This window comes from Nocardiopsis synnemataformans, from assembly GCF_965343085.1.
Taxonomy (GTDB): Bacteria; Actinomycetota; Actinomycetes; order Streptosporangiales; family Streptosporangiaceae; genus Nocardiopsis; species Nocardiopsis alborubida.
In genome coordinates this window covers 1-19,857 of sequence record NZ_CBDRFA010000072.1, presented here as the reverse complement: position 1 = coordinate 19,857, position 19,857 = coordinate 1, and the positions used below count along the sequence as shown (strand labels likewise).

Here is a 19,857-nt window from a genome sequence, read left to right as displayed (position 1 = left end):
CCAGGTATCAACATTAGACCCAGTCGGAACCAGTCGCGAGGACACAGGAATGACCGTTCAGCGTTTCACCCCCGAGGGCATGATGCGGCCCACCCCGTACCACCACGTCGCCGTCGGCACCGGTACGCGCCACGTGCACGTCAGCGGACAGATCGCCCGCCGCGCCGACGCGACCCCGGTGGCTCCGGGTGACCTCGCCGGGCAGGTGGCCCAGGCGCTGCGCAACACCGCGACGGGCCTGGCCGGAGCGGGGGCGACCTTCGACGACGTCCTGCGCCTGACCTTCTACGTCACGGCGTGGGAGCCCGGCAAGATCGACGCCTTCATGGCCGGGGTCGCGGAGGTCGCCGAGGAGATCGGTCTCCCGACGCCGCTTCCGCCGTCGTCGCTCATCGGCGTGGACCACCTCTTCGAACCCGACGTGCTCGTCGAGGTCGAGGCGACGGCCATCCTCGACTGACGGCCGCCACCACCGGGCGCGGCACCCGTCCCTCACGGGGGCCGCGTGCCTCCTGGAGCGCGGACCCGACCGGATGCGAAGCCCGGGAGCGCCTTCCCGCGGTGGTGGCGGGACGGGGCGGGCCATCGTGGACGGTTCACGGGCGCGTCCGCCCCTTATGCGCCCCTTATCTGCTGGTGAGGGCCCTCTTGTGTTGATACTTGCCGCGCGACAACAAAAATGTGGCCCTACGGCTTTTGAAGTCGTTTCTGAGGGAACGGTAGTGGTCGCACCGGCGCCGCCCACCGGGCCGCAGCACCCGAACCGCGGTCGGGAACGGGTTGGAGCACCGGTGCCTGCCCAGGCAGACAGACAGGAGCACACAGGACCAGAGCACCGGGGGTTTTCTCTTGTCCACCACGTTGGACCAAAACACCGTGTCCCAGACCGCCGCCGACCACACGACCCTCATCCCCAGAGCGCGCGCGTTCGCCTCGGAGAAGGAGACCCCGGCCGAGGAACTGCTCGCCGAACTCCACGGCCTGGAGGAGGACGACCCGCGCGCGGTCAGGCTGCGCGAGCAGGTCGTGGTCCGCTACCAGCCGCTGGTCAACAAGCTCGCCCGCCGCTACAACGGCCGCGGCGAACCGCTGGAGGACCTCAAGCAGACCGCCATGGTCGGCCTGGTCAAGGCCATCCACGGTTACCAGCCCGACCGCGGCAAGCCCTTCATCTCCTACCTGATGCCCACGGTCACCGGCGAGATCAAGCGGCACTTCCGCGACCACACCTGGGCCATCCGCGTCCCCAGGCGCCACCAGGAGAACCGGATCAAGCTGCGCCAGGTGCTCAACACCTTCCAGCAGACCCACGCGCGCGTCCCCACCAACGCCGAGATCGCCAAGGAGATGGGGCTGGACGAGGAGGAGGTCGTCGAGCTCGTCCAGGCCTCGGAGTCCTACCGCTCCCTCTCGTTGGACGCCCCCGACTCCTCCGACTCCGACGGTCAGGAGGGCGCCCGCCTGGAGGACCACCTGGGCAGCGAGGACGAGGGCCTGGAGCGGATCGTGCAGCGGGAGTCGCTCAAACCCGCCCTGGCCCGCCTGCCCGAACGCGAGCGCGAGATCCTCAAGCTGCGCTTCTTCGGCGACCACACCCAGACCGAGATCGCCGACCGCATGGGCTACTCCCAGATGCACGTCTCCCGGCTGCTGAAGAACACCCTGGAGCAGCTGCGCGAGGACGTGGGCGAGAGCACGCCCGCCAGCGGCTGAGGACCCGGTCCGTCCCGGAGGGCGCCACGGGGGCCGCCCTCCGGGACCGGGCCTCCCGGCCCCGGTCGGCCTGTTCGTCGCGGAACTTCCACCCGCGCGGCTCCCCGGCCTCCGTGAGGGAGAGGCGCAGCCCCGCAGGGGGCGATGGCACCCGTGGGCGCAACGGAGAACAAGGTGCCCCGGCCCTACCGGGGGCCGTCCAGGCGTAGTTGTTCGCGTGCCGTCTGCCACCGGTGGTCGGCATGGCCGGTTCTCAGGGAGCACCGAACCACGTGGAGAGCGCCTCGCGCAGCGCGGACGCGGCGCCGCCAGCGGGTTCGTCGACGTTCGCGGCCCAGGCGACGTGGCCGTCCGGGCGGATCAGGAGGGCGTCGACCGGCCGGTCGTCGGTTTTGGCGGTGTGGACGTCGACGCGCGGGTGCCAGGCCCGGGCGGTCTCGTGCAGGTCCCCGCGGCCGGTGAGGTCGAGGAGCACGGGACGCGCGGTGCGCATGAGTTCCGCGACGCTGGTCATGCCCTGGTCGGTGTGCAGGGTGAGGTCGGGTGCGAAGGCGCCGACCAGCGCGTGGTGGTCGGCGCCGGACACCGGATAGCGGATGTCGGACCCGGCGACGAGCGCTCCCATGCGGCGCAGCGGCTGCTCGTCGGCGAGCAGTTCCTGGAAGACCTCCCGGAGCGCTTCGGCGGCCGGGTCGTGCCCGCGCCGCAGCGCCACCTGGGCCCGGGTGTGCAGCATGGTGCGGGCCCCGGCGAGGTGGCGTTCGTCGTGGTAGGTGTCCAGCAGGCCCTCCGGCGCCCAACCGTGGACGTCGGCGGCCAGCTTCCAGGCCAGGTTGACCGCGTCGAGCATGCCCGCGCTGATCGCCACACCGGTGGCGGGGAACAGGTGCGCCGCGTCACCGGCCAACAGGATCCGTCCGTCACGGTAGCGCGCGGCCTGGTGGGCCTTGAAGGTGAACCGCGACAGCCGCACCGGCTCTCCCAGGGGCATGTCCATGCCGAGCACGCGGCGGAGGCTGCCCTGGAGTTCGGCCACGGTCATCGGTGCGTCGTCGTCGTACTCGGTGGCCTCGTCCTCGACGGTGTAGAGGGAGGCGACCCTGGAGTCCGACGACGCGCTGACCCCGAGGAGGCCGTGTTCGGTCCGGGTGAAGCCCGCGCGGACCGTGCCGAAACCGGGAACGTCGAGGTCGCCGTTGTCGAGCACGGTCACCGTGTCGGGCAGGACGACCTGGGCCAGCCGGTTGACCTCCGGGTAGGTGGTGCCGGGAAAGGGGATACCGGCCCGCTCGCGGACCCGGCTGCGTGCACCGTCGCACCCCGCGAGGTAGCGGGTGGTCACCCGGTACGGCCCGTCCGGGCCGCGCACGTCCACGGTCACGGCGGCGTCGTCCTGGCTCAGCCCGACCACCTCGTGTCCGCGACGGACGTCGACGCCGAGTTCGGCGGCGCGTTCGTCGAGCAGCTGCTCCAGCCGCTGCTGTGGGAGGGGCAGGGCGTGCATCGGGGGATCGGCCAGCTGGGTGAGGTCCAGGTGCACACCGCCGAACGGGAACCGGGGAGCCGGGGCGGGGCCGGTGCAGGCTGCCTCGAACCGCTCCAGCAGGCCCCGGTGACGCAGCAGTTCGAGGATCTGACCGCCGAGGCCACCGGCCTTGGGGGCGCTTCGACGCTGCGGGTACCGCTCCAGCACCAGCGGCCGCAGCCCGGCCAGGCGCAGCTCGGCGGCCAGCGTCAGGCCGGTCGGACCGGCGCCCACGACGATCACGTCAGCGTCCATGCATGTCCTTCCAAGGGGGCGTCACGAGACGGGCCGTTTCGTGACGTTCGGGGAGAATGCCCGAGCCGGAGCGTCGGTGTCAAGCACGGCCCGGGCCGTCCCGCTGGGCGGGTGCGTCGACCGGCTCCCCGACGCCCTCTCCACGGGGACGGGGGGTACCGCCGTGAGGGACTCGTCCCCGTAGCCTCCGGTGTGCCCGCCCGGGCGCCCGGAGCAGAGGGGACGGGCCGCACCGAACCCGTCGGGTCCGGTGCGGCCCGGTCCACGTCGCGCCAGGTGCGCCACCGCGAGGAGTCCGTCCTCAGCGGTCGCGGGTCCGTGGCGCTCAACCCGTCGGCTGAGCCGCCTTGGCCGCCTCGGCGCCCTGCTCGACCGCCTCGTCACCAGCCTCGGACCGCCTGCCGCCGAACACCTCCTCGACGAGCCTCTGCGTCGTCTCCTGGAACGTCTGCGCCAGGGACATCTCGGCGTCGTCCACATAGGTCAGCGAGGCGGTCAGGGTCCTGCCGCCGTCGGCCGTGGCGTACATCAGCGCCGCCGAGCCCGCGATGCCGCCGTTGTGGTGGAAGACGGTGCCGCCGTCGGTCTCCTGGACGAACACCCCCAGGCCGTAGCCGGCCTTCGCCTCCGGCGTGCGCATCTGGTCCAGCAGCTCGGTCGGCAGGAGTTTGCCGCCCATCAGCGCGGAGAAGTACGTGTGCAGGTCACGGGTGGTCGAGATCATGTCACCACCGGCCGAGATCCAGGAGGGGTTCTGGCGGGTGACGTCGACCGTCTTCTCCCGGCCGTCCTCCTCGTACCGGTAGTAGGCGTGGGCGTGCGGCTCGGGGACCTCCGGCGAGGTGCCCGGTGCCACGGTGCCGGCCATTCCCAGCGGTCCCAGGATCAGCCGCTCCAGCTCCTCCGAGAACGAGCGGCCGGTGACCCGCTCGACCAGCAGCCTGGCCACCACGTAGTTGGTGTTGGCGTAGCTCCAGTCCGTCCCCGGCTCGAACCGGGACGGCTTGGACAGCGCCAGCCGCACCAGCTCCTCCGGCGGGTAGGTCCGGAACCGGTTTTCCACCCACTCCCGGCCCGCCCAGGTGACCCCCGGCGCGAACGTCCCGTCCTCGTGGAACTCGCCGGTGTGGTTGAAGATCCCGCTGGTGTGCTGGAGCAGCATCCGTACCGTGATCCGCCGGTCCAGCCCGAACTCGGGCAGGTGGTCGGCCACCCGGTCCTCCAGCCCGGTCCTGCCCTCGGCCACCAGCATGAGCACCGTGGTCGCGACGAAGTTCTTGGTGGCGCTACCGATCCGGAAGTGCCCGTCGGTCGGCGGCCTCTCCGACTCGCCCAGCCTGCGCGCCCCGGCGCTGCCGACCCACTCGCCCTGTTCGTCGTGCACGCGCAGCTGCATTCCGACGAAACCGGAGTCGACGATCTCCTGCATGGTCTTGTGCAGTTCCGGGCGGTTCTGCTCGTTGGGGGTGACGGACATGGTGGTGTGCTCCTTCGAAACGGTGACGCGGTTGGACTGGAGGGAGGGGATCGCCGTGCTGCCGGTCAGAGGCCGCGGGCGGTGATGTCGCCGGATTCGGTGCGCAGTTCGGCGGTGCCGTGGGTGGCCTGGGTTTGGCGGCGCTGGTGCGGCTCGTTGTTTCTGATGATGGAAAAGCTACGTTGCGTTCAGGATTGTGGCAACAGGAGATTTGCGGATAAGTTCCATATTTGCAGGTGATAGCCGGGAAATTGTTGCAATGGTTCTGGATCTAATGCAACAAACTCCACCCCGGTCGTTGCAATGGATGGGAATCGAACGCTACGGTCGCCCGCCCTCGTTTGCCGGTGAGCCGCCCCGATCCCCGGTAGGACTCCTCGTCGTGGTCGGGCCTGGGGTCCATGGCGTCGGTCCGGCCGGGCGGGGTCTGCTGCTGTGCTGGCGGGGGCACGAGGTCCTCCCGCGGGACTCCTCGCGGCCCGCTTCGGCGGTGCGCCCACCGACGTGTCCACCGCTCACCGCATGTCCTGGGACTGGCCTCCGGGGCCGGGCCGCCGCCGTGGGTTCGGATGTTCTAGGGTGGATCGGTCCGTTCCGTGAACGCCGTATGAGGAGGTGGTCGTGATGGGGATGTCGACCTAGCCGCCCTCCCGGAGGGTCCGGGAGGGCGGCGGGTTCCGGAAGGAACGAGATGTCCCGTACGGACAAGACCAAACCGCTGTGGGTGCGCCAGCGCGAACACGGAGCGGTGGCGCTGCACGACCACGGCCACGGACCCTGCGACCTGCCGCCGGAGCCGACGCGTGCGAGGCCCGACACGCGGTGCCAGTGGAGCCACCCTGACTCGGTGGTGATGAGCCACGGATGCTGCTCCGGGTGCCACAGGCGCGGATGCACCGCGGAGTGGCAGCGGTACGTCAAAGCCGACAACCGCAGGCGCCGCCACGGTGACCGCCTCCTGACGCACCGCTGGGTGCGCGAGGCGAACAGCCGCTGAGGGGGTTCTTCCGCGTCCCTCCGCGCGGATGCTTCCGTTGCGCGGAGGGACGCGGTCCGTCCCCATCCGGCGGGTCCCGGCGGCCAGGGCGCCGCCACGCGTCCCGCGGGGACGAGAACTCCTCGGAGAGGGGTTCTCCACTGTTCTATCCTAGTACTAGAATACGTGCGTGGAACTGACACCCGCCGAACTCACCGTCCTGGGCCTGGTCATCGAACGCCCCCAACACGGCTACGACCTGGAACAGGTCATCGAGCGCCGCGGCGTCCGCCAGTGGACGGACATCGGCTTCTCCTCGATCTACTACCTGCTCACCAAGCTGGAGAAGCGGGGCCTGGTCCACGTCCCGGAGGCCCCCGCCGCCGCGAAGTCCCGCCGCGTGTTCCACGCCACCGAAGCCGGAAGGCGGACGGCGCGGCGCGGCGCGCTCGACCTCATCCGGGAGCCGCGGCCGGTGGCGCATCCGCTGCTGGTGGGCGTCGCCAACCTGCCCCTGCTCTCCGAGCGCGAGTACGCCGGGGCGCTGCGCGCCCGGCTGGACCGGGTGGAGGAGCGCATCGCCGCGGTCCGGGAGGCCGAGCGGGCGCAGGCCCCCTTCGCGCCCGCGGCGCGCGAGGTGTTCTCGTACTCACTGAGCCTCCTGGAGGCGGAAAGGTCGTGGCTCGCCAGCCGAGTCCAGGCGCCCGATGACGGACAAGACTGACTTCAAGAGGACCCTCGACGCCTACCAGGCGCAACGGGACCGGTTCCGGATCACGGAGGTGCCGGACCTGCGCTACCTCATGATCGACGGCCACGGGGACCCCAACACCTCCCCGGCCTTCACCGAGGCGGTCCAGGCGCTCTACCCGGTGGCCTACAAGCTCAAGTTCGCCAGCAAGCGGGACCTCGGGCGCGACTACGTCGTCATGCCCCTGGAGGGCCTGTGGTGGGCCGAGGACATGGACGCCTTCACGGCGGCGCGCGACAAGTCGCGGTGGGACTGGACGATGATGATCATGGTCCCGGACTGGATCGGCCAGGACATGTTCGCCGCCGCCGTGGAGCGGGTCGCGGCGAAGAACAGGCCCGCGCGCCTCGGCGACGTCCGCCTGGAGCCGCTGTCGGAGGGCCGCTGCGTGCAGACGCTGCACGTCGGCTCCTTCGACGGCGAGGCGGACGTGCTCCGGCGGATGCACCACGAGTTCATCCCGGACAACGGGCTGCGCATGCTTGGCAGGCACCACGAGATCTACCTCAGCGACTTCCGCAGGGTCGCGTCGGAGAAGCTGCGCACCATCCTCAGGCAACCGGTCGGCGCCCTCACGGGGTGAGCCCGGGGACGCGTCGACCGGCGGGCCCTGCCGGAGCCTCACCTGAGGGGGTCCGGCAGGGCCTGCCACTCCGTGGTGGCCCTGCCTAACCTGGGGTTATGGACAAGAAGACCGTGCGCGAGTTCCTGGTCACCAGACGAGCGCGTGTGACACCGGAGCAGGTGGGGATTCCCGCCTACGGGGACGACCGCCGGGTGCCCGGGCTGCGCCGCGAGGAGGTCGCGATGCTCGCGGGGGTCAGCACCGACTACTACACCCGGCTGGAACGCGGCAACATCGCCGGCGCCTCCGACAGCGTGCTGGACGCGGTCTCCCGGGCCCTGATGCTGGACGATGTCGAGCGCGCCCACCTGTTCGACCTCGCGCGCGCCGCCTCCGGCGCCCGTGCCCGCCCCGCCGAGCCACCGGTCCCGGCCGTGCGGCCCTCGGTGCAGCGGATGCTCGACACGATGGACACACCCGCCATCGTCCACAACGCCCGCCAGGACCTGGTGGCCGCCAACCGCCTGGGCAGGGCCCTGTACGCGCCGCACTTCGACACCGAACGGTGCCCGCCCAACATGGCGCGGTTCGTCTTCCTGGACCCCCGCGCCCGGGACTACTACGTCGACTGGCCCCTGGCCAGGCGCACCACCTCCGCGATGATGCGTCTGGAAGCGGGACGCAACCCGCTGGACGGGGAACTCACCGCGCTGATCGGGGAGCTGTCGGCGCTCAGCACCACCTTCAGGAAGGACTGGGACCGCCACAACGTCCACAGCCACCGCACCGGCACCAAGGCGTTCCGCCACCCCGACGTCGGCCTCGTCGAGGTCACCTTCGACGTGTTCGAGCCGGCCGGTGAGGAGCGGTTGTGGATCGTCACCTACACAGTGGAACCCGGTACCCCCTCGGCTGACGCCTTCGCCCTGCTGGGCACCCTCGCGGCCACCCACGTGGAGAACGACCGCGGGCACGGCGGCACCGGCGTCGACCTGCCGGACCGGTCCTGAAAAGGCGCTGACGGTTCCCGGTCCGCCGGACCCCGGCCGTTCCGACGGCGGTGGGGGGAGCGGTCGACCGACGCGCCGGGGTCTCCGAGCGGCCGGGGCCCGGCCGGACTCACCCGCCCGGACCCCGACCCGCCGCCGTGTTCCACGGGCGGGTTCAGACCGTCAGGAGCGTCTTGATCGCGCGCCGTTCGTCCATCGCCCGGTAGCCCTCGGCGGCCTGCTCCAGGGGCAGGCTCAGGTCGAAGACCCTGCCAGGGTCGATCTCGCGGTCCCAGACCCGACGGATCAGGTCGGGCAGGAACCGGCGCACCGGGGCGGGGCCGCCGTGCAGGTGCACGGCGCTGAAGAAGAGCTCGTCGCCGGGCAGTTCCACGTTGTGCGAGACGCCGACGTATCCCACGTGGCCCCCGGGGCGGGTCGACCGGATGGCCTGCATCATCGACTCCTGCGTGCCGACCGCCTCGATCACCGCGTGCGCGCCGAGCCCGTTCGTCAGCTCCCGGATCCTCTCCACGCCCTCGTCGCCGCGCTCGGCGACGATGTCCGTGGCCCCGTAGAAGCGGGCGAGTTCCTGCCGTTCCGCGTGGCGCGACATCGCGATGACGCGCTCCGCGCCGAGCTGCCTGGCGGCCAGCACCCCCATGAGGCCCACCGCTCCGTCCCCGACGACCGCCACGGTCCGGCCCGGGCCCGCCTGGGCGGCGTCGGCGGCGAACCAGCCGGTGCCGAGGACGTCGGACACGGCCAGCAGTGAGGGGATCAGCTCCGGTTCCGGCTGCCCCGGCGTGGCGACCAGGGTGCCGTCCGCGTGAGGGATGCGGGCCCGCTCCGCCTGGGTGCCGATCGCCTGGGCCACGAAGGAGGCGTGCACGCACCTGGACTGGTAGCCCGCCCGGCAGATCTCGCAGGTGTTGTCGGAGATGACGAACGAGCCGACGACGAAGTCGCCGACCCTGACGTCGCGCACGTCCGAGCCGGTCTCCTCGACCACGCCGACGTACTCGTGCCCCATCACCTGGTGGTCGGCGGGCTCGACGCCCCGGTAGGGCCACAGGTCCGACCCGCAGATACAGGTCGCGGAGATCCGGATGACCGCGTCGGTGGGTTCGATGATCCTCGGATCCTCGCGCTCCTCGACCCGCACGTCTCCGGGTTGGTACATCACTACACCGCGCACGGTTTCCCCCTCGTGTTCGTGTGACCGCGCGGTGGGTCCCGCCGCCCTCCTCGGGCTCGGGCGCTCCCCGGGGAACCACCGCCCGACCAGGGTAGACACCCGACCCCGGTGTCTGGGAGGTCCTGTCACATCCCCCCGGCGACTGTCCGCCACCCATGGGGGAACCGACGCCCGAACGCGTCGGCGGCGCCCCCACCGCCGCTCGGGCCGGGTGAGTCCGCGCCGCTCCCGATCCCCTCGCCGAATCCCTCCAGGTCGCGGAACAGGCGGAAGCGGCCAGGGCGCGCGTCCAGCCGCGTGCTCGGCTTCGACTGATTCAACTGATTCAACTGAGTCTGCTGGGGTGCTCCCGCGCCTGGTCGCGCCCGGTCCCGCCATCCTCCGAGGGGTCCTCGCACAGGTCGGGAGCCGTGGGCAGGGGTTCGGGCCGGTCCGGTCGCTCGGCGGTCGCTTTGCGCCCGGGCAGGAAGGCGGCGACGGCGAAGGCGGTGAGCGCGGCGAGGGCGCCCAGGCCCAGGACCAGGGTGAAGGCCTCCCGGGCGGGGAAGACCTCTCCGCCCGCGGTCATGGTCACGTTGGCGATGACCACGCCAGCGACGGCGCTGGCCACGGAGGTGCCGATGGAGCGCATCAGGGTGTTGAGGCTGTTGGCCGCCGCGGTCTCGGTCCGGGGGACGGCCGCCATGACCAGGGCGGGCATGGCCCCGTAGGCCAGGCCCACGCCCGCGCCGATGATGGTGGAGGCGATCACGAGCTGCCAGATGGTGGACATGAACACCAGGCTCAGGCCGTAGCCGAGCGCGACCAGCAGGGCGCCGACCATCAGGGTCGTCTTCGGCCCCAGGGTCCGGGAGATACGCGCCGAGACCGGGGACATCGCCATCATCACCAGCCCGTTGGGCGCCATCACCAGGCCCGCGACCAGGATCGTCTGCCCGAAGCCGTACCCCGTGACCTGCGGCATCTGGAGCAGCTGCGGGACGACCAGGGACATGGCGAACATGGAGAAGCCGAACACCAGGGACGCGGTGTTGGTGAGCAGGACCTGGCGCCGCACGCTGACGCGCAGGTCGACCAGCGGGTGCGGCGAGCGCAGCTCCCACCAGCCCCACACCAGGAGCACCGCGACCGCGACGGCGAGCATGGTGCCGGGGACACCGCTGCCCCAGCCCCAGTCCGAGCCCTTGGAGACCGCGAGCAGCAGCAGGAGCAGCGCGACGGACAGGCCCACCGACCCGGGCAGGTCGAACCTGCCGCCGGTACGGACACCGGAGTTCGGGATCAGGGTGCGCACCAGCACGGCGGCGACGGCCGCCAGCGCCGCGGCGACCCAGAACAGCACGTGCCAGTCCGCCTTCTGCACGACGAGGGCGGCGGCGGGCAGCCCGAGCGCGCCGCCCACCCCGAGCGAGGCGCTCATCAGCGCGGTCGCCCCGCCGAGCCGTTCGGGGGGCAGCACGTCGCGCATGATGCTGATGCCCAGGGGGATGACCCCGGCCGCCAGGCCCTGGAGGGCGCGGCCGACGACCATCGGCACCAGGCTGTCGGCCAGGGCGCACAGCACCGAGCCGACCACGAGGACGGCGAGGCTGAACAGCAGCATGCGGCGCTTGCCGTACATGTCGCCCAGGCGGCCGACCGTCGGGGTGGCGACCGCGGCCGCGAGCAGCGTGGCGGTGATCGCCCACGCGGTGTCCCCGGGCGTGGCGCCCAGCAGGTCGGGCAGGACGGGCACGAGCGGGATGACCAGGGTCTGCATGAGCGAGACGACGATCCCGCCGAAGGCCAGGACGGCGACGATCACGTTCGGCCGCACGGGAGGAGCGGCGTCACCGGGCGCTGCTGCTCCGCCAGGGGCATGGGTCATAGGAGTGGGTCCCCGTTTCCGGACGTACGAAAGCGCCCACTTTTAAGTCAGGCGCATGACTTACGATAACAGTACGTACCTGGACAGCGCCCGCTGCCAGGTGGAGAGGTGAGGAGGGCCACAGTGGGCGGATCGTTCGGCGACGGCTCCCGCGTCCCGGCGGGGAGCGTCCGTGCTGACCGTGCCCGGGGCCGTGGCCGGTGCCGGGGACGGGGTCAGGCCCCGGCGCGGCCGGAGCCGGTGGGCGGACGGAACCCGGGATCGGTACGGTGGTCCCTGTGAATGGCAGGGTGGCGAGGTCGGAGCGGGTCGCCGCGACGCGGGAGACGATCCTGGCGGCGGCGGAGCGGCTCTTCGCCGAGCACGGACTGGCCGGTGTCTCCAACCGCCAGATCAGCCAGGAGGCGGGGCAGGGGAACAACACGGCGGTCAGCTACCACTTCGGCTCCAGGGACGGCCTGGTGCGCGCGATCGTGCGCAGGCACAACGAACAGATCGAGAAGCTGCGCCTGCGCATGGTGCTGAGGTTCGACGGGTCCGACCAGGTGAGGGACTGGATCGCCTGCATGGTGGAACCCCTCGCCCAGCACCTCGCCGACCTGGGCACGCCCAGCTGGTACGGAAGGTTCAGCGCCCAGGCCATGAGCGACCCCGCCTACCGGGAGACCGTGGCCGGTGAGGCCCTCAACTCCCCCTCCCTGGTCCGGGTGGGGGAGGAACTGCTCAGGTGCCTTCCCGAGCTGCCGACCGAGGTCCGCAGGGAACGCCAGGACATGGCGCGTCAGCTCATGGTCCACATGATCGCCGAGCGCGAGCGCGCCCTGGCCGAGGGGGCCGACACCCCCAGGGACTCCTGGCACCGGGCCGCCGTCGGACTGACCGACGCCCTCACCGGCCTCTGGCTCGCCCCCGTCACCGAGCCCGCGGCGCGGGCCTGACGGGAGACGCGCCCGTGGAGGGCGGGCCCTGTGCCTACGAGCCGTCGGCGCGTGTCCTGGCGGGCGCGGACGAGGCGGTGTCCCCGTACTCGCCGGCGGCCCGACCTGCTCCGGGCTGACCTTGGCGCGCCGTGGGATGAGGAATTCCCGCACGTCGGCTCGGGCCGGGGCCTCCTGTTGACCCAACATATCAACGAGCGTTAGTTTGTTGGTATGTCTTCCGACTCCTGTGAACTCCTCTGCCTCGACCTCCCCCAGGCCGAGGCGGTCCGCGCCCGCGTGCCCGCCGACGAGGACGTCCGGCTCGCCGCCGACCGCGCCCGGGCCCTGGCCGACCCCACCCGGCTGCGCATCGCCCGCGCTCTGGCGGTCGGCGACGAACTGTGCGTGTGCGACCTGGCCTGGGTCTGCTCCGCCGCGCAGAACCTCGTCTCCCACCACGTGCGCCAACTGCGGACCGCCGGTCTGGCGTCCTCCCGACGCGAGGGCAAGCTCGTCATGTACCGCCTCACCGACACGGGACACGCCCTGCTGGCACTGCTGCTGCCCGACCCCGAACCGGCTGTCAGAGAGGGCTGAACCGTGTCCGACCTGTGCTGCGGCGGCGGCGAGGCACCTGAGCCCCGCCGGGACCGCCCGACGCTGAACCTGACACCCGCACCCCCGTCCCAGGCACCCGCCTCGGTCACGTGCTCCTGCTGCTCGGGCGGCGACGCCCGCGGGCGCCCCCGCCCGATCGCCACCGATGGCGCTCCCGACGGCGGTCACGCCGGTAGCGGGGCGACGGCCGACGCCGACGGCTGCGGCGACCCCACCTGCGGAGCCGGTGCTCCGGAACCGGAGGAGAACCCGGGTGCGTGGTGGGACTCGGCCACCGTCCGATGGGCGGGCCTGGCCGGAGCACTCTGGCTGGCCGGGATGCTCACTGGATGGCTGACCGGGATCCCCGTGGTCGAGACGGTCCTGTTCGCCGGGGCGGTCGCGGCGGGCGGATGGACCTTCGTCCCCGGCACCCTGCGGGCCCTGGTCCGCGGAAAGCTGGGCGTGGGCACGCTGATGACCGTGGCCATGGTGGGTGCGATCCTGCTCGGCGAGGTGGGCGAGGCCGCCATGCTCGCCTTCCTGTTCTCCCTGGCCGAGGCGCTGGAAGACCATGCCGTGGCCCGTACCCGCCACGGTCTGCGCGCTCTGCTCGACCTGGTCCCGCCCCGCGCCACCGTGCTGCGCGAGGGCCGCGAGGCCACCGTCGACCCCGCCGAACTCAGCGTCGGGGACCTGCTCCTGGTCCGGCCCGGCGAGCGGATCGCCACCGACGGCGTCGTCCGCTCGGGTCGCTCCACCGTGGACACCTCCACCGTCACCGGTGAGTCCGTCCCCGTCGAGGCCGTCGAGGGGGCCGAGGTGTTCGCCGGGACCGTCAACGGCGGTGGCGCCCTGGAGGTCGAGGCCAGCGCCCGGGTGGCCGACAACTCCCTGTCCCGCGTCGTGCACATCGTCGAGCGCGAGCAGGCCCGCAAGGGCTCCGCCCAGCGCCTGGCCGCCCGGATCGCCCGCCCCCTGGTGCCCGGCATCCTCGTCGCGGCGGCCCTGATCGCCGTTGTCGGTTCCCTGTTCGGCGACCCGGGAGTGTGGGTCGAGCGCGCCCTGGTGGTGCTGGTGGCCGCCTCCCCGTGCGCCTTCGCCATCGCCGTCCCGGTCACCGTGGTCGCCGCGATCGGCGCGGCGAGCCGGTCGGGCGTACTGGTCAAGGGCGGGGCCGCACTGGAGGTGTTCGCGACGGTGCGGGTGGTCGCCCTGGACAAGACCGGCACCCTCACCCGCAACGCGCCCGCCGTGGTGGCCGTCGAGCCCGCGCACGGGCGCACCCGCGAGGAGGTCCTGGCCCTGGCCGCCGCACTGGAGGCGCGCAGTGAACACCCGCTGGCCGCCGCGATCCTGGCCGCTCACCCCGACCCCGTACCCGCCCGGGAGGTGGAGGCCGTGGCCGGGAGCGGCCTGACCGGCACCTCGGCCGACGGCACGCCCCTGCGGCTCGGCCGCCCTGGCTACATCGATCCTGGGCCGCTGGCGCCGGAGGTGGCCCGCCTCCAGGAGGAGGGCGCCACCATCGTCCTGGTCGAGGCCGACGGCCGCCTGGTCGGCGCCGTCGCGATCCGCGACGAGCTGCGCCGCGAGGCCGCCGAGGCGGTCGCCGCCCTGCACCGCATGGGCGTGCGCACCGTGATGCTCACCGGCGACAACGAGCGCACCGCCCGCGCCCTGGCGGCCCGGGTCGGCGTCGACGAGGTCCACGCCGACCTGCGCCCCGAGGACAAGTCGGCCCTGGTCACCGGTCTGCGTCGCCACGGGCCGGTGGCGATGGTCGGCGACGGTGTCAACGACGCCCCCGCCCTGGCCACCGCTGACACCGGCGTGGCCATGGGCGCCATGGGCACCGACGTCGCGATCGAGACCGCCGACGTCGCCCTCATGGGTGAGGACCTGCGGGCGCTGCCCCGGGCCCTGGCCCACGCCCGACGGGCTCGGCGGATCATGCTCCAGAGCCTGCTGCTGTCGGGGGCCATTCTGCTGGTCCTCATCCCGCTGTCCGCGTTCGGGGTGCTGGGCCTGGCGGCGGTCATCCTCACCCACGAGCTGGCCGAGGTCCTGGTGATCGCCAACGGGGTGCGCGCCGGTCGCCGCGCTGCGAGCAGCGCCTCCTCTCCCATGGCTTCGGACACGGAAGCCGTGCGGACGCCGGAGCGGGCATGAGCGCCACCGCGCTCCTGCTCCACCCGACCGACTGACCGCCTCGGCCGTGTGGGCCACCGCCAAGGCCTCGCCGGTCTCGCGCGTCACCGACGTCTCAGGTCAATACACCTAGGACATGGTGGGTGCCAGGACGTGGAGCCCTCGCCGTCAGGCGGGCTGTGAAGCGTAGACCACCAGCGGCGGACACGTTCCGGTAGCTGGATTCTCCCGCCTTCAGGCAGGAGAGGATGTCAAACCGACCACGGCCTTCGCCTGGACCTGGCCGAGCGCGTCTTCGTCAACCAGGGCTGCACGTTCCTCGACTACGCGGGCATCCGGCTGGGCGAGGGCGTGATGGTCGGCCCGAAGGCCACGTTCATCACGGTGGGCCACCCGGTGGACCCCGGCGAGCGGCGCCGGTTCCTCAGCGGCGCGCCCATCGACGTGGCGGAGAACGTGTGGATCGGTGCCGGTGCGACGATCCTGCCCGGCGTCAGCATCGGCCGCGAGCCTGGTGGCCGGGTCCAAGGGCACGGTGCGCCGACGCTGGTAGCGCCGGACCGCGCTGACACCGGTTCCGGCGGACTCGGCGCCCTCAGTCCAGGAATCCGCCCCGCTCGGGTTGTCGCGGTTCCCCAGGGCCCGGAGGCGGCCACGGCCCTCGGTGTGATGAAGCGCGGGCTCACCGTCGTCCTGTCGACGCGGTCGGAGCGGGTGGGACCTCCCGCACGGCGGTGACCGCCGCCGCGATGCGGGGGTTGTCATGTGAGCCGCGGCGCAGGGCGAGCAGGATTCTGCGTCGGGGTGTCTGGCCGCCGAACAGGGGAATCTGGACCACCCTCGGGTGGGGGACGGTCATGGCGATCCTGGGAACCGCGGCGATGCCGAGTCCGGCGGCCACCAGGGCGGTCGTAGCGGTGAGTTCCTGCGCGTAGTGGGCCACGCGAGGGGCGTATCCGACCGCTCGGGTCGCGGCCAGGAGTTCGATGTAGGCGTCCTGATGCGGATGGCCCGAGATCCACTCCTCCTGCGCGGCGTCTTCCAGGCGGATCCGGTCGTTGGCGGCGAACCGGTGTTCTTCGGGTACGAGCAGGTCGATGGGGTCGTCAAGGACACCGATCACCTCGATGTGGCTGTCCGCGATGTGGCTGGTGGACTCGTCGGCGACGAAGAGCCCCAGATCGATGGCCCCGGATTCCAGAGCGGTGAGGATCTCGCTGGAGTGGATCTCCTTGATGACCGGTCTCAGCAGGCGGTGCTGGGCCCGCATCCGGAGCGCGGCGGGAGTGAGGATCGACGGGATCGCCGTGGGAAACCCGCCGATGGTGACCGGTCCGCAGAGTTGCCTGGCCGCGGCGGTGGTGTCGCTCAGAGCCGTCTCCCAATGAGCGTTGAGCCTGCGGGCGTGGGTCACCAGACGCTGCCCCGCGGGAGTCAGCCTGACGCGGCGACCGTGACGTTCGAGCAGGTCCACGTCCAACTCCGCGGCCAGTTCCTTGAGCTGCTTGGAGACACCGGACGGACTGCGGTACAGCGCTTCCGCCGCTGCGGTGACGGTGCCGTACTCGCACACGGCGATCAACAGCTGTAGCCGGGGATCGATCATGCACCCATGGTGCACGGATTCGGTGAAAAGTTGAACCTGGACGCCAGTGATCGTCGCTCCTAGAACTGGAGTACATCCCTGATCTCCACCACTGGACGGCGTTCACGATGACCGATGCGACCTCTCGCGCACTGAACCGCAACCTGTACGGGGTTCTGGCGGTGTTCGGTACGGTGATGCTCGTTGGCGGTGCGGACATGACCAGGGTCACCGTCGCGTTGCCGACGCTGACCGATGCTCTGCACCTGGACACGGTGCAGGCCCTGTGGATCGCCGACGTCTACGCTCTCGCCGCCGGAGTCGCCCTGGTTCCCAGCGCGGTGGCGGCAGACCGCTTCGGCCGCAAACGCGTCTACATGCTCGGCTTGGGCGTGGCCGTCGTCAGCGCGGCACTCGCGGGTCTGGCGACGACCGGTGCGGTGCTGGTCGCCGCGCGGATCGGGCAGGGAACCGGCTCCGCCCTGTTGATCGCCGGAACGGTCGCCATCATCCGGGTCTCGTTTCCCGGGATCCGGCTGCGTGCCCTGGCCTATGGGGTCTGGACCGCTGGTTTCAGCACCGGCTCCGCCCTGGGGCCACTGCTCGGGGGAGTCCTCGTCGACCTGACCCAGTGGCGGTGGGTGTTCTGGATCAACGTGCCGGTACTGCTGGTATGCCTCATCGGGGCCTGGACAGTGCTGCGGGAGACGACCAATCCCGACCCGCCGAGCCTTGACGCGTTGAGCGCGGGACTGTCGGCAGCAGCGGTCGGTCTGACCATCGCCGGGCTGAAAGGCCTGGCGCAACCCGAAGCCACCCCGTGGCTGGGCCCCACGGCGGTCGCCGCGGGCGCGGTCGCCGCGGTGCTGTTCGTGGTCAGACAGCTGCGCCTGCCGCGCCCGTTCCTCGATGTGCGCCTGTTGGCCGACGGCCTGCTGGCGAACTCGGCAGTGGCGATCGCGACGACCCTTGGCGTGTTCAACGGCACGCTCTACCTGCTGACGCTGCGCTACCAGACCGTCGACGGTCTCTCGGCCGTCGAGGCCGGAATCGCGCTCGTCCCCCTGGCCGCCGCGATGGCCGCCGGTGGACTCGTCGGCCCCGCGTTGCAGGGGCGGTTCCGCCAGCAGCACGTCATCATCTGCGGCCTGTTCCTGGCCGCTGTCGGGTTTTTGCTGTTGGCCACCACCCCGGGAACCGGTGGACCGGCGGGGATGACCACCCTCGGGCTCGGGTCCGGAATCGTCATGGTGATCGGAGCCAACGCCGTCATGAGCACTGCGCCGGAGAACCGTACCGCTGACGCCGGTGCTGTCCAGGAAAGCGCCTTCGCGCTCGGTGCAGGCACCGGTATCGCGGTTCTCGGGGTCATGGCCGTCCGTTACGCACCGTCCACCGGGGCTCCCTCCGCGGAAGCGGTCTACGGAGCCGGGACCGACAGCGCCCTGGGAGTCGCCGCCTTCTTCTACGCGTGCTTCGCTCTCACTGCCAGCGTCCTCCTCCTCAGCACCACCGGAAACCGTCACAGCGGAGAGCACGTCGGCCTCTCGCGCAAGGGATAGGTCCTGTCGGGAAAGTCGCAGCCAGAGTTCCGCACGCGCGGAGGCGGACCGGCGTGCACGGAACCGTTCGCTCTCCTCGCCGCTGGGCCTGCCGCCCCTCAGCCCGGACGCACGTTGCCCAGGAACCGCTCGACGGCGATCTCGATGACCACCCGGCCCGGGTTCTCCCGCGGCGCCTTGTAGCGCTCGCCGTAGCGACGCACCGCCTCCGCCACCCGCTCGGGGTCGTCGGAGACCGTCGCGGAGCCCTCCAGCGTGCACCAGGAGCGCCCCTCCACCTGCGACACCGACACCCTGGCGCCGGGGTGCGCCGCGAGGTTGCGCGCCTTGTAGCTGCTGCCCGAGGAGATCACCCGCACCAGGCGCGCGTCGGCGTCGTAGGTCGCCCCCACGGGGACCTGGTGGATGGACCCGTCCGGGCGCGGTGAGGCCAACACGCACAGTCGGCGCTGCGCCCAGAACCGCGTGAACTCGTCCTTGTCCATCCTGTCCCTCCTGGTCCGGTCGACCCCAGCATCCCACCGCCCCTTTCCGATCCTCCGCCGGGGCGGGATCACCGCTGTGACCTGCGCGGCGCTGACGGTCGGGCGCGGTGGCCCCGGCCGGGACCACCGCGCCCGGGACCACCGCGTTCCGGGGTGTTCCGCTCAGTCGGCGAGGTTGTCGATCAGCGCGGAGGTGACGTCCTTGGTGGAGGCGCCGCCGCCCACGTCCGCGGTCAGCACGCCCTGCGCGCACGTCGCCCGGATCGCCCGCTGGACCCGCGCGGCCTCCTCGTCCAGGCCGAAGTGCCCCAGCATGAGCGCGGCGCTGCCGATGGCGCCGATCGGGTTGCACACGCCCTTTCCGGCGATGTCGGGGGCCGACCCGTGGACCGGTTCGAACATGCTGGGGTAGCGGCGCTCGGGGTTGAGGTTGGCGCTGGCGGCCAGGCCCAGGCTCCCGGCCAGCGCGCTGCCCAGGTCGGAGAGGATGTCGGCGTTGAGGTTGGAGGCCACCACCACCGACAGGTCCTCCGGGCGCAGGACGAACTTGGCGGACATGGCGTCGACCAGCACGCTCTCGGTCTCCACGTCGGGGTAGTCGGCGGCCACGCGCGCGAACACCTCGTCCCACAGCACCATGCCGTACTGCTGGGCGTTGCTCTTGGTCACCGACGACACCTTGCGTCGGCTGCGGGTGCGGGCCAGGTCGAAGGCGAAGCGGACGATCCGCTCGCAGCCTGCCTCGGTGAAGACCGCCGACTGCACGGCCACCTCGCCGCCCTGGCCGCGGGCGGAGAAGTTGCGGCCGCCGAACCCGCCGTACTCGCCCTCGGAGTTCTCCCGGACCACGACCCAGTCCAGCTCGGTGGTGTCGGCCTTGCGCAGGGGACTGGTGACGCCGGGCAGGAAGTGGACGGGCCGGACGTTGGCCCACTGGTCGAAGCCCTGGCACAGGCGCAGCCGCAGGCCCCACAGGCTGACGTGGTCGGGGACGGTGGGCCAGCCCACGGCGCCGAAGTAGATCGCGTCGAACTCCCTGAGCCGCTCGGGGCCGTCGTCGTCGATCATCTTGCCGGTGCGGGCATAGAAGTCCGAGCCCCACGGGAACTCCTGCCAGGTGAAGCCGAGGGTGCCGTGCGAGGCCGAGGCCAGGGCGTCGAGTACCTGGCGGCCCGCGTCGACCACCTCGCTTCCGACGCCGTCACCGGGGATGGAGGCGATGCGGAAGTGGCGGGTCTGGG

18 protein-coding genes are annotated in these 19,857 nt (G+C 71.9%); 11 read left to right on the top strand and 7 right to left on the bottom strand.

Annotation, left to right across the window (positions count from 1 at the left end):
• The first annotated feature begins 49 nt into the window (after positions 1-49).
• Both ACSIH6_RS30805 and ACSIH6_RS30800 read left to right on the top strand, forming a co-directional pair.
• A complete protein-coding gene (locus ACSIH6_RS30805) occupies positions 50-460 on the top strand; it encodes a RidA family protein (protein WP_435111845.1) in 411 nt (136 codons plus the stop codon).
• A gap of 389 nt (positions 461-849) precedes the next feature.
• On the top strand, positions 850-1,713 hold the full coding sequence (locus tag ACSIH6_RS30800) for a SigB/SigF/SigG family RNA polymerase sigma factor (protein ID WP_435111844.1): 864 nt from the start codon (positions 850-852) through the stop codon (positions 1,711-1,713).
• Positions 1,714-1,966: 253 nt separating this feature from the next.
• Here ACSIH6_RS30800 and ACSIH6_RS30795 read toward each other — a convergent pair whose 3' ends face one another.
• Together ACSIH6_RS30795 and ACSIH6_RS30790 are read right to left on the bottom strand one after the other, a co-directional pair.
• Positions 1,967-3,493: an FAD-dependent monooxygenase gene (locus ACSIH6_RS30795; RefSeq protein ID WP_435111843.1), complete on the bottom strand. Its 1,527-nt coding sequence runs from the start codon at positions 3,491-3,493 to the stop codon at positions 1,967-1,969.
• A gap of 325 nt (positions 3,494-3,818) precedes the next feature.
• The gene (locus ACSIH6_RS30790) at positions 3,819-4,970 is read right to left on the bottom strand and encodes a serine hydrolase domain-containing protein (protein ID WP_435111842.1); all 1,152 of its coding nucleotides are present in this window, start codon (positions 4,968-4,970) and stop codon (positions 3,819-3,821) included.
• A gap of 691 nt (positions 4,971-5,661) precedes the next feature.
• On the opposite strand from ACSIH6_RS30790, the gene ACSIH6_RS30785 reads away from it, so the two are divergent.
• The 4 genes from ACSIH6_RS30785 (at position 5,662) to ACSIH6_RS30770 (ending at position 8,272) form a co-directional block, all read left to right on the top strand.
• A complete protein-coding gene (locus ACSIH6_RS30785; RefSeq protein WP_435111841.1) occupies positions 5,662-5,967 on the top strand; it encodes a hypothetical protein in 306 nt (101 codons plus the stop codon).
• A 169-nt stretch (positions 5,968-6,136) separates the two neighbouring features.
• Positions 6,137-6,670 carry a PadR family transcriptional regulator gene (locus ACSIH6_RS30780; RefSeq protein WP_435111840.1) on the top strand — a complete coding sequence of 178 codons (534 nt, stop codon included), beginning with the start codon at positions 6,137-6,139 and terminating at the stop codon, positions 6,668-6,670.
• Positions 6,654-7,280: a GyrI-like domain-containing protein gene (locus ACSIH6_RS30775; protein ID WP_435111839.1), complete on the top strand. Its 627-nt coding sequence runs from the start codon at positions 6,654-6,656 to the stop codon at positions 7,278-7,280. Before ACSIH6_RS30780 ends, ACSIH6_RS30775 begins: the two co-directional genes overlap by 17 nt.
• 98 nt (positions 7,281-7,378) lie before the next feature.
• The gene (locus ACSIH6_RS30770) at positions 7,379-8,272 is read left to right on the top strand and encodes a helix-turn-helix transcriptional regulator (RefSeq protein ID WP_435111838.1); all 894 of its coding nucleotides are present in this window, start codon (positions 7,379-7,381) and stop codon (positions 8,270-8,272) included.
• A 154-nt stretch (positions 8,273-8,426) separates the two neighbouring features.
• Here ACSIH6_RS30770 and ACSIH6_RS30765 read toward each other — a convergent pair whose 3' ends face one another.
• Together ACSIH6_RS30765 and ACSIH6_RS30760 are read right to left on the bottom strand one after the other, a co-directional pair.
• On the bottom strand, positions 8,427-9,449 hold the full coding sequence (locus ACSIH6_RS30765; RefSeq protein ID WP_435111837.1) for a zinc-dependent alcohol dehydrogenase family protein: 1,023 nt from the start codon (positions 9,447-9,449) through the stop codon (positions 8,427-8,429).
• 325 nt (positions 9,450-9,774) lie between these two features.
• The gene (locus ACSIH6_RS30760; RefSeq protein WP_435111868.1) at positions 9,775-11,253 is read right to left on the bottom strand and encodes an MFS transporter; all 1,479 of its coding nucleotides are present in this window, start codon (positions 11,251-11,253) and stop codon (positions 9,775-9,777) included.
• A 353-nt stretch (positions 11,254-11,606) separates the two neighbouring features.
• On the opposite strand from ACSIH6_RS30760, the gene ACSIH6_RS30755 reads away from it, so the two are divergent.
• From ACSIH6_RS30755 to ACSIH6_RS30740, 4 genes are all read left to right on the top strand, one after another.
• Positions 11,607-12,254 carry a TetR/AcrR family transcriptional regulator gene (locus tag ACSIH6_RS30755; RefSeq protein ID WP_435111867.1) on the top strand — a complete coding sequence of 216 codons (648 nt, stop codon included), beginning with the start codon at positions 11,607-11,609 and terminating at the stop codon, positions 12,252-12,254.
• Between the two features lie 213 nt (positions 12,255-12,467).
• The gene (locus ACSIH6_RS30750) at positions 12,468-12,833 is read left to right on the top strand and encodes an ArsR/SmtB family transcription factor (protein WP_435111836.1); all 366 of its coding nucleotides are present in this window, start codon (positions 12,468-12,470) and stop codon (positions 12,831-12,833) included.
• Between the two features lie 3 nt (positions 12,834-12,836).
• Positions 12,837-15,005: a heavy metal translocating P-type ATPase gene (locus tag ACSIH6_RS30745; RefSeq protein WP_435111835.1), complete on the top strand. Its 2,169-nt coding sequence runs from the start codon at positions 12,837-12,839 to the stop codon at positions 15,003-15,005.
• Positions 15,006-15,338: 333 nt separating this feature from the next.
• Positions 15,339-15,722 carry an LbetaH domain-containing protein gene (locus ACSIH6_RS30740; RefSeq protein ID WP_435111834.1) on the top strand — a complete coding sequence of 128 codons (384 nt, stop codon included), beginning with the start codon at positions 15,339-15,341 and terminating at the stop codon, positions 15,720-15,722.
• Here ACSIH6_RS30740 and ACSIH6_RS30735 read toward each other — a convergent pair.
• Positions 15,667-16,590 carry a LysR family transcriptional regulator gene (locus ACSIH6_RS30735; RefSeq protein WP_435111833.1) on the bottom strand — a complete coding sequence of 308 codons (924 nt, stop codon included), beginning with the start codon at positions 16,588-16,590 and terminating at the stop codon, positions 15,667-15,669. The two genes, ACSIH6_RS30740 and ACSIH6_RS30735, sit on opposite strands and share 56 nt — an antisense overlap.
• Positions 16,591-16,697: 107 nt before the next feature.
• On the opposite strand from ACSIH6_RS30735, the gene ACSIH6_RS30730 reads away from it, so the two are divergent.
• A complete protein-coding gene (locus ACSIH6_RS30730) occupies positions 16,698-18,131 on the top strand; it encodes an MFS transporter (RefSeq protein WP_435111832.1) in 1,434 nt (477 codons plus the stop codon).
• Positions 18,132-18,229: 98 nt separating this feature from the next.
• Here the strand turns inward: ACSIH6_RS30730 and ACSIH6_RS30725 are convergent, their stop codons facing one another.
• Both ACSIH6_RS30725 and ACSIH6_RS30720 read right to left on the bottom strand, forming a co-directional pair.
• On the bottom strand, positions 18,230-18,616 hold the full coding sequence (locus ACSIH6_RS30725) for a pyridoxamine 5'-phosphate oxidase family protein (protein WP_435111831.1): 387 nt from the start codon (positions 18,614-18,616) through the stop codon (positions 18,230-18,232).
• 162 nt (positions 18,617-18,778) lie between these two features.
• Positions 18,779-19,857, bottom strand: a 1,079-nt coding sequence (locus ACSIH6_RS30720) for a tartrate dehydrogenase (RefSeq protein ID WP_435111830.1), incomplete at its 5' end; no start/stop codon positions are given.

What these genes read in the sequence shown, in the direction of transcription:
- ACSIH6_RS30725 (WP_435111831.1), bottom strand. Translation starts at nt 18,616, where the DNA reads ATGGACAAGGACGAGTTCACGCGGTTCTGGGCGCAGCGCCGACTGTGC.
- ACSIH6_RS30740 (WP_435111834.1), top strand. Translation starts at nt 15,339, where the DNA reads ATGGTCGGCCCGAAGGCCACGTTCATCACGGTGGGCCACCCGGTGGAC.
- ACSIH6_RS30775 (WP_435111839.1), top strand. Translation starts at nt 6,654, where the DNA reads ATGACGGACAAGACTGACTTCAAGAGGACCCTCGACGCCTACCAGGCG.
- ACSIH6_RS30805 (WP_435111845.1), top strand. Translation starts at nt 50, where the DNA reads ATGACCGTTCAGCGTTTCACCCCCGAGGGCATGATGCGGCCCACCCCG.
- ACSIH6_RS30735 (WP_435111833.1), bottom strand. Translation starts at nt 16,590, where the DNA reads ATGATCGATCCCCGGCTACAGCTGTTGATCGCCGTGTGCGAGTACGGC.
- ACSIH6_RS30790 (WP_435111842.1), bottom strand. Translation starts at nt 4,970, where the DNA reads ATGTCCGTCACCCCCAACGAGCAGAACCGCCCGGAACTGCACAAGACC.
- ACSIH6_RS30730 (WP_435111832.1), top strand. Translation starts at nt 16,698, where the DNA reads ATGACCGATGCGACCTCTCGCGCACTGAACCGCAACCTGTACGGGGTT.
- ACSIH6_RS30795 (WP_435111843.1), bottom strand. Translation starts at nt 3,493, where the DNA reads ATGGACGCTGACGTGATCGTCGTGGGCGCCGGTCCGACCGGCCTGACG.
- ACSIH6_RS30785 (WP_435111841.1), top strand. Translation starts at nt 5,662, where the DNA reads ATGTCCCGTACGGACAAGACCAAACCGCTGTGGGTGCGCCAGCGCGAA.
- ACSIH6_RS30750 (WP_435111836.1), top strand. Translation starts at nt 12,468, where the DNA reads ATGTCTTCCGACTCCTGTGAACTCCTCTGCCTCGACCTCCCCCAGGCC.
- ACSIH6_RS30770 (WP_435111838.1), top strand. Translation starts at nt 7,379, where the DNA reads ATGGACAAGAAGACCGTGCGCGAGTTCCTGGTCACCAGACGAGCGCGT.